General features: G+C 40.0%; 8 protein-coding genes and 1 other RNA gene. 5 read left to right on the top strand and 4 right to left on the bottom strand.

Annotated features, from left to right (window positions below; translation table 11 throughout):
• The first annotated feature begins 109 nt into the window (after positions 1–109).
• The 4 genes from EAL44_RS01000 to lpxE all read left to right on the top strand — a co-directional run bounded on the left by EAL44_RS01000 (position 110) and on the right by lpxE (position 6,935).
• Positions 110–1,390 (top strand): citrate synthase, encoded by a 1,281-nt coding sequence (locus EAL44_RS01000; protein WP_121073732.1) that lies wholly within the window; start codon positions 110–112, stop codon positions 1,388–1,390.
• A 693-nt stretch (positions 1,391–2,083) separates the two neighbouring features.
• Complete coding sequence (gene labA / locus EAL44_RS00990) at positions 2,084–4,192, top strand: Hop family adhesin LabA (protein ID WP_121073729.1); 2,109 nt, start codon at positions 2,084–2,086, stop codon at positions 4,190–4,192.
• Between the two features lie 594 nt (positions 4,193–4,786).
• Positions 4,787–6,352, top strand: coding sequence for a phosphoethanolamine--lipid A transferase EptA (gene eptA / locus EAL44_RS00985; RefSeq protein WP_121073726.1), 1,566 nt, complete (start codon positions 4,787–4,789; stop codon positions 6,350–6,352).
• Positions 6,353–6,362: 10 nt separating this feature from the next.
• The gene (gene lpxE / locus EAL44_RS00980; RefSeq protein ID WP_121073723.1) at positions 6,363–6,935 is read left to right on the top strand and encodes a lipid A 1-phosphatase LpxE; all 573 of its coding nucleotides are present in this window, start codon (positions 6,363–6,365) and stop codon (positions 6,933–6,935) included.
• Positions 6,936–6,944: 9 nt separating this feature from the next.
• Here lpxE and nspC read toward each other — a convergent pair whose 3' ends face one another.
• The 3 genes from nspC to EAL44_RS00965 form a co-directional block, all read right to left on the bottom strand.
• Positions 6,945–8,162, bottom strand: a complete 1,218-nt coding sequence (gene nspC / locus EAL44_RS00975; protein WP_121073720.1) for a carboxynorspermidine decarboxylase — start codon at positions 8,160–8,162, stop codon at positions 6,945–6,947.
• Positions 8,159–9,124 (bottom strand): chemotaxis protein CheV1, encoded by a 966-nt coding sequence (gene cheV1 / locus EAL44_RS00970; protein WP_003013557.1) that lies wholly within the window; start codon positions 9,122–9,124, stop codon positions 8,159–8,161. The genes nspC and cheV1 overlap by 4 nt, the downstream gene beginning before the upstream one ends.
• A 99-nt stretch (positions 9,125–9,223) precedes the next feature.
• Positions 9,224–10,564, bottom strand: a complete 1,341-nt coding sequence (locus tag EAL44_RS00965) for a COG3014 family protein (protein WP_205585217.1) — start codon at positions 10,562–10,564, stop codon at positions 9,224–9,226.
• A 166-nt stretch (positions 10,565–10,730) separates the two neighbouring features.
• On the opposite strand from EAL44_RS00965, the gene ffs reads away from it, so the two are divergent.
• An RNA gene (ffs, locus tag EAL44_RS00960) (signal recognition particle sRNA small type) lies at positions 10,731–10,828 on the top strand.
• 34 nt (positions 10,829–10,862) lie between these two features.
• Here ffs and EAL44_RS00955 read toward each other — a convergent pair.
• The gene (locus tag EAL44_RS00955) at positions 10,863–13,226 is read right to left on the bottom strand and encodes a VirB4 family type IV secretion/conjugal transfer ATPase (protein ID WP_121073714.1); all 2,364 of its coding nucleotides are present in this window, start codon (positions 13,224–13,226) and stop codon (positions 10,863–10,865) included.

Raw genomic sequence — 13,226 nt, 5'->3', positions numbered from 1 at the left:
GTAGCGGTTGGAAATAACTTGAAAAAACGAAATGTTTTTAAAAAGAAATCATTTAATTTTTTGGCTTATAATTAGGAGTTGAATATTATCAAAACTTAAGGAAATCACAATGTCTGTTACTTTAATCAATAATGAAAATAATGAACGCTATGAATTTGAAACGATTGAATGCACTCGTGGGCCTAAAGCGGTGGATTTTTCCAAGCTCTTTGAAACGACCGGGTTTTTTTCCTACGATCCAGGGTATTCTTCTACCGCTGGGTGTCAATCTAAAATCAGCTATATCAATGGCAAAAAAGGCGAATTGTATTACAGAGGGCACAGAATAGAAGATTTAGTCGCCAAATACAAATATGTAGATGTGTGCAGGCTATTACTCACAGGGGAATTACCCAAAAATCAAGATGAAAGCTTGGAATTTGAACTGGAATTGCGCCACAGAAGCTTTGTGCATGAGAGCTTACTCAACATGTTTTCAGCTTTCCCTAGCAACGCCCACCCTATGGCGAAACTCTCTAGCGGTGTGTCTATTTTATCCACCCTTTATTCCACGCACCAAAACATGCACACTGAAGAAGATTACCAGACTATGGCTAGAAGGATTGTCGCTAAAATCCCCACGCTTGCGGCTATTTGCTATCGTAATGAAGTGGGAGCACCCATCATTTATCCGGACATCGCGCGTTCTTATGTGGAAAATATCCTTTTCATGCTGAGAGGGTATCCTTATAGCCGCTTGAAACACACCACTCAAGGCGAGATGGAAATTACGCCCCTAGAAGTGGAAGCTTTTGATAAAATCCTAACTTTGCACGCTGATCATGGGCAAAACGCCTCTTCTACCACAGTAAGGAATGTCGCTAGCACCGGCGTGCATCCTTATGCCGCCATTAGCGCAGGCATTAGCGCTTTGTGGGGGCATTTGCATGGCGGGGCGAATGAAAAAGTGCTTATCCAATTAGAAGAAATCGGCGATGTGAAAAATGTGGATAAATACATTGCGCGAGTGAAAGACAAAAACGACAGCTTCAAACTCATGGGCTTTGGGCATAGGGTGTATAAAAGCTACGATCCGCGTGCTAAAATCTTAAAAGGTCTAAAAGACGAACTGCATAAAAAAGGCGTTAAAATGGACGAGAGATTGAGCGAAATCGCTGCCAAAGTGGAAGAAATCGCGCTAAAAGATGAATATTTCATTGAAAGGAATCTCTACCCTAATGTGGATTTTTACTCCGGCACGATTTTAAGGGCTTTAAAAATCCCGGTGCGTTTTTTCACGCCGGTGTTTGTCATTGGCAGAACCGTGGGCTGGTGCGCTCAGCTTTTAGAGCATGTCAAAAGCCCGCAAGCTAGGATCACACGCCCAAGACAAGTCTATGTAGGGGATTAGGCTTTGTCCTAATTTTGCCCTAAGAAAGCGTTGATGATAGTTTTAAGAAACGCTCAAAGCCTTTTTAAAAGAGTAAGGATCTCACACCAAGCAAGCGGTAATTTTTAAATAACCGCATGCAAACGCCCCAAAACTCAAAAATAACCCCACTTTTTAAAGCAAACCCCTAAGCTTTTTGGGCTTAGGGAACGCTCTTAGAAATTAGCGTTTCATTGAAACCACCACTTTTTTTAAAGAAACCCTAGAAACCCTTGAGTTTTTGAGGGAAATGATCGCAAAACCTTTTTATCTCCTTAAGAAAATCCTTTTTGCAACAAAATTTACAACAAATCTAAAGAAAAAATCCTTTTTACAACAAATCTCAAGCAACCAAATCTCATTTTTTAGAAAAAATCCTTTTGACAACAAACCAAACAACCAAAGTTAAAAAAACCCCTTTTTTTATAGCTACCCCCATTCAAACAACCTCATTTCTTTTAAAATGACCTTTATTGGTTTAATATTTGTTTAGAAACTCCACAAAAACCTTTTTTTTTTTTTTTTTTGAAAGGGCAAAAATGCCTAATTAATATCAAAATTCCATTAATTTATACTATATTAACGAAAGCTTGCGGTATGTTCTTACTTAAAGACACACTTCCGCAAGATCTGACGGATAAAATCAATCTTATTTTAAAAAGAAAAGGAGAAAACATGAAGAAAAAATTTCTGTCATTAACCTTAGGTTCGCTTTTAGTTTCCGCTTTAAGCGCTGAAGACAACGGCTTTTTTGTGAGTGCCGGCTATCAAATCGGCGAATCCGCTCAAATGGTGAAAAACACTAAGGGCATTCAAGAACTCTCAGACAGCTATGAAAGACTGAACAATCTTTTAACGAATTATAGCGTCCTAAACACTCTCATCAGGCAGTCCGCCGACCCCAACGCTATCAATAACGCAAGGGGCAATTTGAACGCAAGCGCGAAGAATTTAATCAATGATAAAAAGAATTCCCCGGCGTATCAAGCGGTGCTTTTAGCCTTGAATGCGGCAGCGGGGTTGTGGCAAGTCATGAGCTATTCGATCAGCGTTTGCGGCCCTGGCTCTAACAAAAATAAAAATGGAGGCGTTCAAACCTTTGAAAATGTGCCATCAAATGGGGGGACTACCATTACTTGCGATTCGTTTTATGAGCCAGGAAAGTGGAGCGGTATATCCACTGAAAACTACGCGAAAATCAATAGGGCTTATCAAATCATCCAAAAGGCTTTCGGGAGCAGTGGGCAAGATATTCCAGCCTTAAGCGACACCAAAGAACTTAATTTTGAAATAAAAGGGAAGAAAAATGATACTGTCGAACCAGGAGAAAGATGGAAATTTCCATGGACTAACGAGCAATTTGTTTCAATCAAGTGGGTGAATGGAGAGTATAAAGAAACTAAAGAAGATATCAAAATCTCCAACAACGCTCAAGAGCTTTTAAAGCAGGCTAGCACGATTTTAACCACTCTTAATGAAGCATGCCCATGGTTGAGTAATGGCGGTAAAAATTATTGGCAAGGTATAAACGGCGATGGGACAGCGTGCGGGAATTTTAAAAATGAAATCAGCGCGATTCAAGACATGATCACAAACGCTGCAATAGCCGTAGAGCAATCCAAGATCGTTGCTGCAAACGCGCAAAACCAGCACAACCTAGACACCGGGAAGACATTCAACCCCTATAAAGACGCCAACTTCGCCCAAAGCATGTTCGCTAACGCTAAAGCGCAAGCGGAGATTTTAAACCGCGCTCAGGCAGTGGTGAAAGACTTTGAAAGAATCCCTGCAGAGTTCGTAAAAGACTCTTTAGGGGTGTGCCATGAAGTGCAAAATGGCCATCTCCGTGGCACGCCATCCGGCACAGTGACCGGTAACACTTGGGGGGCAGGCTGCGCGTATGTGGGAGAAACCGTAACGAATTTAAAAGACAGCATCGCTCATTTTGGCGACCAAGCCGAGCAAATCCATAACGCGCGCAACCTCGCCTACACTTTAGCGAATTTCAGCGGCCAATACAAAAAGCTAGGCGAACACTATGACAGCATCACAGCAGCCATTTCTAGCTTGCCTGATGCGCAATCTTTACAAAATGTGGTGAGCAAAAAGACTAACCCTAATAGCCCGCAAGGCATACAGGATAACTACTATATTGACTCCAACATCCATTCTCAAGTGCAATCTAGGAGTCAAGAATTAGGCAGTAACCCTTTCAGACGCGCCGGTTTAATCGCCGCTTCTACCACCAACAACGGCGCGATGAACGGGATTGGCTTTCAAGTGGGCTATAAGCAATTCTTTGGGGAAAAGAAATGGTGGGGCTTAAGATACTACGGCTTTGTGGATTACAACCACACCTATAACAAATCCCAATTTTTCAACGCCTCTTCTGATGTTTGGACTTATGGCGTGGGGAGCGATTTGTTAGTGAATTTCATCAACGATAAAGCCACTAAAAACAATAAGATTTCTTTTGGCGCGTTTGGCGGTATCCAACTAGCCGGGACTTCATGGCTTAATTCTCAGTATGTGAATTTAGCGAATGTGAACAACTACTATAAAGCTAAAATCAACACGGCGAATTTCCAATTCTTATTCAATCTGGGCTTAAGGACCAATCTCGCCAGAAATAAGAGAAGAGGCGCTGATCATAGCGCGCAACATGGCATGGAATTAGGCGTGAAGATCCCCACGATCAACACGAATTACTATTCTTTGCTCGGCACTACCTTGCAATACAGAAGGCTTTATAGCGTGTATCTCAACTATGTGTTTGCTTACTAAAGCATTTAACCCCTTTTTAAACCCTCTTTTTGGGGGGTTTAATCTTTTTTTTAAACTGACTTCCCACTCCCTTTTTAATCTTTTCATAAAGTTTTTATTTTTCTAAACTTTTTTAATTTTTTCCACCAAATAAAATTTTTTAACTTCAAGCGTTAATCACAAAAAATACTCAAAGGCGTTTTTTACAATCTAAATAAAAATCAGCGTTATTCAAGCGATTATTTTTATAACCCAATGCAAACGCCCCAAAGTCAAGGACAAACCCACCCACAAGGAAACCCCTAAGCTTTTAAACTCAGGGGAACTTTGGCTAATACATTACTTTTCTATAGAAAAGACCACTTTAAACCCCTTAAAAGAGATTTTAATGTATAATACAAAGGTTTTTATCATGCTTTCTTTTCATGATAAACCCTTTTAAAAACAGATTTGCCCCATATCCTAACTATGGGGCATGATAAAATCCTACAACAAACGCGCTTTAAAGCCCTTAATGCAACCACCCTAACAAAAGCGCTTTCCACTTTAAAATAAACCATAAAATCTCCATACCTACGATATAATCCTAAGATTGATTGATTTTAAGGGGCGTGTTTGACATCATTATTCCATTTAAAGTTTTTAAAGCCCCTGAGTTGTCTGCAAGCCGGTTTGCTCTATAGCCTTATTTTTGGCGTTTTATACCATTTCCCTTTGTTCGCTTATGTCTATAAAGAAAGCAACCAGGTTAGTTTTATAGCCATGATGGTTGTGGTGCTTTTTTGCGTTAATGGCGCTCTTTTTTTGGCGTTAGGCCTGATCTCTGCTTCTTTGATGCGCTTAAGCGCGATAGTTTTTAGTTGGCTCAATTCCATCGCTTTCTATTTCATTAGCGCTTATAAGGTGTTTTTAAATAAGAGCATGATGGGCAATGTTTTAAACACCAACACGCATGAGCTTTTAGGCTTTTTGAGCGTCAAATTATTCGTTTTTATCGTTGTTTTTGGGGTGCTGCCTGGCTATATCATTTATAAAATCCCCCTCAAAAATTCTTCTAAAAAAGCGCCCTTTTTAGCGATCTTGGCGTTAGTGTTTATTTTTATCGCTAGCGCTTTAGCTAACGCTAAAAATTGGCTGTGGTTTGACAAGCATGCGAAATTCATAGGGGGCTTAATTTTGCCCTTCGCTTATAGCGTGAACGCTTTTAGAGCGAGCGCTCTTAAATTTTTCGCCCCCACTATCAAGCCGCTCCCTCTCTTTTCGCCCAACCATTCTAATACCTTTGTGGTGCTAGTCATTGGCGAAAGTGCTAGGAAACACAATTACGCTCTTTATGGCTATGATAAACCCACCACCCCAAGATTGAGCAAGCGCTTAGAAAATCATGAACTTACCCTTTTTAACGCTACTTCTTGCGCCACTTACACGACAGCGAGTTTGGAATGCATTTTAGATTCTTCTTTTAAAAACAACGCTTATGAAAATTTGCCCACTTACTTGACTAAAGCCGGTATCAAAGTCTTTTGGTATAGCGCGAATGACGGCGAAAAGAACGTTAAGGTTACGAGCTATCGTAAAAACTACGAATTGATTCAAAAATGCCCCAATTGTGAAGCGATCGCTCCTTATGATGAATCCTTGCTCTATAATTTGCCTGACCTTTTAAAAGAACACTCTAATGAAAATGTCTTACTCATCTTACACCTTGCCGGCTCGCATGGCCCCAACTATGACAATAAAGTGCCTTTAAATTTTAGGGTGTTTAAGCCCTATTGTTCAAGCGCCGATCTGTCTTCTTGCTCCAAAGAAAGCTTGATTAACGCCTATGACAACACCATTTTTTACAACGACTATCTGCTAGACAAAATCATTAGCATGCTTGAAAAAGCCAAGCAGCCCGCCTTAATGATCTATTTAAGCGATCATGGCGAAAGTTTGGGCGAAGGAGCGTATTATTTGCATGGCATTCCTAAAAGCATCGCCCCTAAAGAGCAATACGAGATCCCCTTTATCGTTTATGCCAACGATCTTTTTAAAGAGGAGCATTCCATCATTCAAACCCAAACCCCCATTAATCAAAACACGATTTTCCATAGCGTTTTAGGGGTGTTTGAAGATCTTAAAAACCCTAGCGTTGTTTATCGCCCTTCTTTGGATCTGCTCAAACACAAAAAAGAGTAAAATAACACGCATGAAAAAATTCCTATTCAAGCAAAAATTTTTGGAAAGCCTGCCTAAAAGCTTTTCTAAAATTCTGTTAGCGTTCAGTTTGGGCTTGATTTTATTGGGTGTTTTTGCACCTTTCCCTAAAGTCCCTAAACAGCATAGCGTACCTTTGGTGTTTCATTTCACCGAGCATTACGCACGCTTTATCCCTACGATCTTATCTGTGGTTATCCCTTTAATCCAAAGAGATGCCATAGGGCTTTTTCAAGTCGCTAACACCTCTATCGCTACAACCATTCTCACGCACACCACTAAAAGAGCCTTAAACCATGTAACGATCAATGATCGGCGTTTGGGCGAGCGCCCTTATGGGGGTAATTTCAACATGCCAAGCGGGCATTCGTCCATGGTGGGTTTGGCGGTGGTGTTTTTAATGCGCCGTTATTCTTTTAAAAAATACTTGTGGCTCTTGCCTTTAATCCCTTTAACCATGCTCGCTCGCATCTATTTAGACATGCACACCATTGGCGCAGTGTTGGCTGGGCTTGGTATTGGAATGTTGTGCGTGAGCCTTTTTACAAGCCCCAAAAAGCTTTAATCAAAAGCCTTAATTCCTGTTTTTATAATCTTCATAAGAAAAGTTTTTAAGGATTTTGAAACCTTGTTGGTCTATTTTAGCTAAGCTCGGGAGCGGGACGCCGTTAAACGAGTTGTTTTTAACAATCGTATAATGGAGCATGTCTTGAAACACGATTTTATCGCCCCTTTTTAAAGGCGTATCAAAGCTAAAACTCCCCATAAAATCCCCCGCTAAACAAGTAGGGCCGCCTAAAAAATAAGAAAACGCCCCTTGATTTTCGCCCTTTTCAACTTCAATAATTTCTTCATCGTTTTCTACGGAAATTTTAAGGATACTAGGGCGATAAGGCATTTCTAAGCAATCGGGCATGTGAGCGCTAAAAGAAGCGTCTAAGATCGCAATTTCTTGATCGTTTTGAACGATGTCTATCACGCTTGCGATTAAAAACCCGCATTGCCACCCTATGGCTTCCCCAGGCTCTAAGATCACTTCTATATCATGATAACGCTTTTTAAAATCCTTAATCGTTTGGATGAGCAAATTCACATCATAATCGCTCCTGGTGATATGATGCCCCCCACCAAAATTCACCCACGCCATGTTTTCTAAATAAGGCTTGAAATGCCTTTCCACATGCTCTAAAGTCCGGCACAAAGCGTCGGCGTTTTGCTCGCAATGCGCATGGAAATGCAACCCGCTCACCCCCTCTAAGCCATGCTCTTTCACCCCCTTTTCAAATCCGCTAGGCGTAATCCCTAACCGGCTTGTTTTAGAGCATGGGTTATAAATCGCTGGGGTTACTTCGCTATAAAGGGGGTTAATCCTCAAACCCATTTTAATGGGGCTTAAGCCCAAGTTTTCTAATTGCTTGTTTTTGTCTAAAATCCTGTCTTTATAGGTAGCGTATTGGTAAAAAGAGTTAAAAATAATGCTTGTCGCTAGGGGTAAAATCGCGCTCATTTCAGCCTCTTTAAAAGCCGGGCTATAAACGCAAATTTCCTTATGGCTCTCTCGCCCCCCAAATTCTTCAAAAGCGAGCTTAGCCTCATAAAGACCGCTCGCGCAACACCCGTTCAATTTTTGCCTCAAAATCCCAAACTCACGCCAAAACGCATACCCTTTTAAAGCGAGCAAAACCTTTGCCCCACTTTGCTGGCGCACGATTTCTAAAATCTTGGCGTTTTTTTCTAAGCGTTCGCTCTCTAGCACATAGCAAGGGGTGGGGATAGCGCTGTATTTTTTCATGCTAATTCCAAAAATTGCTTAACCACCCGCTGGATGTCTTTGGGGTTAGACTTAGAGATGAAATCATCGGCCTTCAAACTCCTGGCCATGTCTTCATTAGAGCTGCCGCTCATAGAAGAATTGACCACGATAGGGATTTTTGAAGTCAAAGGATCGTTTTTAACCTGTTTGATCACTTCAAAACCGCTCGCTTCTGGCATTTCTAAATCGGTAATAATCAGCCCAATATTGCTCACATCGGTTGTTGGGCTGAATAAATGCTCTAATAGGGTTTTACCATTGATAAAATCTATATGCTTAACACCCAGCTTGTCTAAAATCATTTGCATGGTTTTTAAAACGCTTGGGGAGTCATCAGCGAGCAAAACGCATTGGTTAGAATGGATTTTAGAAAGCGTTTCTAAATCGTTGTGTTTTTCATCTTCAATCCAAGGGAACACATCTATAAGCATTTTTTCAATATCTACCACTTGCACCAAACGCCCGTCAAAATAGCGCGTGCGGCTCACGAGTTTGTTATTCCCTGCAGATCCCCCTAACCCGGCGCTTTGCTCCATTTCAGTCCATTTCTTGCTCAAAATCCTATCCGCTTCATAGATCCTAACCCCTATGGTCCAGCGAGAAAACTCACAAATCATAACAATATCGTCTTCGCCTTTTTCTTTTTCTATCCTGTAAGGGCGTAAATCCTTGTTCTTGTTCTGACTGTCATAATAAAACCATTTTTTCATATCAATCAAGGGAATGGTGAGCTCTCTTATAATGATTAGCCCCTCAACGAGCGAATTGTTTTCGTGGCTGATGATAGTGAGATTGCCATGGTATTTCACCACTTCACGGATCTTAAAGACATTGACCGCATACAAATCCTTGTTTTTACCCAGCCTGAAACACAACAATTGCAACTCGTTATTTTTATGTAAACTCGTAACTTGATCAATGCCCGCTAAACTATCAGCCATGACTTCCCCTTAATTTAGGTTTTCGTATCGTTTTATAATTATATCGTGTTTGTGTTTAATGCCAACGACACTTAAAAACTATCTTTGGGGGTTTTTAAATCATTTTAAATGACTCAAAACAAACCCGTTTTTAAAACTGCGCACATATAAAATATTATGGCGGTTAGAGCAAAAGACTTGTGGGGCCGCTACAAACCCTGAAAGCAATTCCCTAGCGTCAATGACTTTAGGGGTTTCAAACGATCTTTTACAAGGCTTTAAGGAAAACGAAAAAGCGTCAATGGAATCAGCTTGAACTTCATAATGTTCAAAGGCTTTGTTTTTGATGCGCATGACATAGATTTTATGGGCAAAAATGCTCGTGTTTCTCGTGTCTGCAAAGGTGCTCGCATCTGAATACAATGAAGTGACTAACCCCCCAACAAACCCCAAATAATAATTCGCAACCGCTTGCATGCCCACCTTAAAAGTAGCCGATAAAATAGCTCTGGTGATAATATAAGGCAATTGCTTCCTGAATTCGCTCGCAACGACTGCATCTATTGAGGCTAAAGTGTCAAAGGGCGTTACTTTTTCTCCATCTTTTAGAGTGAAATTTTGATAAAACGCTTCCCCTTTTTCTAGCTTGGGCAAGGCTAAACTCACGTTATAAACCGAATCGATCATAAAAATAGGCACATCAATTTTAATTTCGCTTTTTTGCGGCTCTTTGCCATCTTCAATGATGATCCAAGTGAAATGGCTCCTGTTAGGGTTTTTAAAAAAAACCAAGTCTTTAGCCACGAAAGGGCTTTGACTGATCCCATAGGCTTCATTAAGATAGCCTAGCCCCTTATTTTTATCCCCATCTAAAGCGTAAAACAACCCTGAAAGATACGAAACCGCCGGATTAATTAAGCCCTGATAAGCCTCGTATTTGTCTAAATTGGAGTAGGTGTTGTTTAAAATTTCGCTCACTTCCACTCTAGAGCGCTCTATATTGATATTGTGCTTTTTGCTAGAATCTATATCTTTAATGGCTTTTTGCACTTCCTCATAATAAAATTCTTTAGCCCTGCGCTGGCGTTCGTTCGCGCGGTTGAATTGCACCCTAGCTTTCGCGCTATCGTTTAAAAGCATGTAGTCTATCGCTTTGTAATAATTGATTAAAACGCCCTCATAAATATTCCCCCCATAAGCGCGCACGTTATCATTAATCATGGTAGCGCCCACATAACCAGCCCCCTTTGTGAAAGCGCTTTGCAGCTTATCAAAGCGTTGCTCGGCTTGATCTAATACCCCTAAAGAATCCTTGTAATCTCTAGCGTATAAAGCACTCAAGCCGTTTTGCAAGTCCCATAAAAGAGCGTTCTTTTTTTTCTTGGTGAATTGTTTGGAATATTCATAAGCCTGTTTAGGGCCTTCTTCATAATAGAGTGTGTTAAAATGCTCTAAATCCATACGATAGCCTATGCAACCTGTTAATGATATTCCTAAAATTACCGACATCAACAGAACGAATATTTTCAATCTAACCCTTTTAATTTTTGCTTGACTAATTTGAGCGTATCATAACATTTTTAATGAAAACATAAGCTTTTTATGGCTAAAATGATCCCTAAGCTCTTATTTAGACCTATGCAATAGGATTTTAGGGTAACGCTTCAGGGTAGGAATACAGCAGAGTCCCCTAATTTCTTGTGTGCCTTAGCCATCTGAATAGGAGTGTTTCACACGATATTGAAACTGACTTTTAAAACTAACTCTTCAAAAGTTTCTCACGCCACTCTGTAGGGTAGTCTTTTTGTAACGCTTTCACTTTATTCACATGGCTAGAATCCGAATTAAAGATTTTCAAATAACGCCCCAAGCTTTCCAAACTCACATCAATCATGTTGGAACTCCCGTTACCCAGATTTTTGACTAAAACCTGCCTAGCATACAAAGGGGTGTTTTCTAAAAAAGAAATTTCAGTTTCGCTCAAAGGCACATTGAAATTGTGTTTCAACTCCCTAGCGTTTTTTTGCGGATACAAAATGAGAGTCCCCATGTTGCTTAAAAAACTATGGGCGTTTTTAACCCCGCTTAATTGGTAAATATCTTGCAAAGCCAATACCACCACGCCATTAGCTTTTCTGGCTTGCGTGATTAAAGCGTTAATTTTAGTGTTCAATAAATCGTTTTCCACATAGGATTTAAACTCGTCTAAAAAAACCAAAAAACCGCTGTCGTTTTTCCTGGACTCTTCTAAAATTTTATAAAACAAATAATAGGCTAAAAGCCCTAAGTCTTTAGGGTTTTGGGTGATAGCGTCTAAGTTGATTACATTTAAAAAAGCACTGGAGTTGAATGCGTCATTCAAAGCGTTAAAAAGGGGGTTATTCAAATACGGCTCTAAGCTCAAGCTTAGTTGGTTAGATGAAGTTCTTTTAAGCGTTTCTTTAAAATCTAGCAAACTAAAAGTTTTAGGGTATAAGGTCTCATAAAGGCTATTAATCGCGCCAGAAACCGCATTCATGTCTTCTAAGGCTTCTTTATCCCTTGAAGGGGCGAGATCAAACATGCTCAAAAAAAAGGATTGCAAAAATTCTAAATTCTGCAAATTAGGCTCTAAACAAAAGGGGTTAATGCTAAAAGATTGGCCGTCATGGTAATGCCCTTTAAAAAATTCGGTGAAAGAATAAAGCCCTTGCATCCTGTCAAAAGCTAAAAGGCGCATGTTTTGGTATTTCAAAGCGCTCATCATTAAATAGCTAATCAGCGTGCTTTTACCGCTTCCGGTTGCCCCTATAACTAAAGTATGCCCATTCACTCTGGCGATTTCTTTAGCGTTATTGTGGCTCACTTCTTGGTTGTGGAAATTGAATAAAAAAGGGGAATAATCCAAATTTTTAAACACGCTCAAAGGGCTATTCCCCCATGAATTAGCCTTAAAGCCTAAATTTTGCCTTTCAAACACCATCAAACACGCCAGGGCTTTAGAGGTTAAAAAACGCAAGCGGTGGTTTAAATGGATGCGTTCAGGGAAAAAGGAAAAATACCCCCCTTTCAAGCCAAAAGTTTCTATAACGCCCACTAAGTTTTCTTTAAATAAAAGCCCTAAAATTAAGCTCGTTTGAGCGTCTAAATCCTCTAAACTGGGGGCTTTGATAAGAACGTTTAGGGCGAATTTTTGCATGGATAGGCGTTTGGTTTTAACTAATTCTTGGTATTCTAAAAGCTCGTTTTTAACGAGATTGGACATGCTAAACTTGGCTCTCTCTTTTAAAAAACTCAGTGTTTTATGTGCGCTCATAGGCTCTATGGAAAAGATAATATCTAAAGGCGTTTCTTGGTATAAAAGCGCTCCCACCGCTATAGAAGTGATGCGTTCGCTCTCATAAGCCTTAATGCCAATCAAGCGGTTATAGGTTTTTTGGTTAAAACTCTCTTGAATGAAGTAATCTTTTTCAAAAGTGATAGAACTAGCGATATAGCTATCGCTCAAATACCCTCCTACTAGGGGTTTTAAGGGGAGATCAAACCCGTTAATGTATTCTGCGTAAAAATTCAAAACCTCTTTAGAGCTTAAGAGTTTGGGGGCATAGTTTTTGAGCTGGATTTCTAGGCTTTTTAAAGTTTCTTGCAAAAAATGCGCTTTATAAGAGAGAATATCCTTAAAATTTTCTCTATTAGCGTGCATGAAAGATTTTTTCTTATGCTCTAAAACGCCATGCAAAGAGTGAGTGCTTTCTAAAACTAAAAAATACCGATTTTCATACACTTCTTTATTTTCAAACTGATTCAAAATCGCTTGCAAGTATTGAGAGTCAGATTGAATGCTTTGTTTATAATCAATTTTACGCCTTTTAACCACCAGGCGCGCCACGACTTTTTCTAAAGAATCCAACGCCATCTGACGCTCGGTGAAAAGATCTTGCAATTGCTCTGTGCTTAAATGGGTGTAGCTCACCCCCTCTAAACGGAGGATTCCCACTAAGTTTTCGTTTTTAGTGAGCAAAAAATGCTCATCATACAAGCCTAAAATGTTGTTTTCTTCACTCATTGAATAACTTTTAGGCAAAGCCCCTAAAAAATAATTTGAAACTTTTTGCTTGATAGCGTTTAAAAGCTTCTCTAACAT

Source organism: Helicobacter pylori (assembly GCF_003637685.1).
Taxonomy (GTDB): domain Bacteria; phylum Campylobacterota; class Campylobacteria; order Campylobacterales; family Helicobacteraceae; genus Helicobacter; species Helicobacter pylori_CJ.
This window is presented reverse-complemented; position numbering and strand designations above follow the sequence as displayed.

Coding starts and splice junctions, on each gene's coding strand:
- cheV1 (WP_003013557.1), bottom strand. CDS start 9,124: ATGGCTGATAGTTTAGCGGGCATTGATCAAGTTACGAGTTTACATAAA.
- EAL44_RS01000 (WP_121073732.1), top strand. CDS start 110: ATGTCTGTTACTTTAATCAATAATGAAAATAATGAACGCTATGAATTT.
- nspC (WP_121073720.1), bottom strand. CDS start 8,162: ATGAAAAAATACAGCGCTATCCCCACCCCTTGCTATGTGCTAGAGAGC.
- EAL44_RS00955 (WP_121073714.1), bottom strand. CDS start 13,226: ATGTTAGAGAAGCTTTTAAACGCTATCAAGCAAAAAGTTTCAAATTAT.
- lpxE (WP_121073723.1), top strand. CDS start 6,363: ATGAAAAAATTCCTATTCAAGCAAAAATTTTTGGAAAGCCTGCCTAAA.
- EAL44_RS00965 (WP_205585217.1), bottom strand. CDS start 10,564: ATGGATTTAGAGCATTTTAACACACTCTATTATGAAGAAGGCCCTAAA.
- labA (WP_121073729.1), top strand. CDS start 2,084: ATGAAGAAAAAATTTCTGTCATTAACCTTAGGTTCGCTTTTAGTTTCC.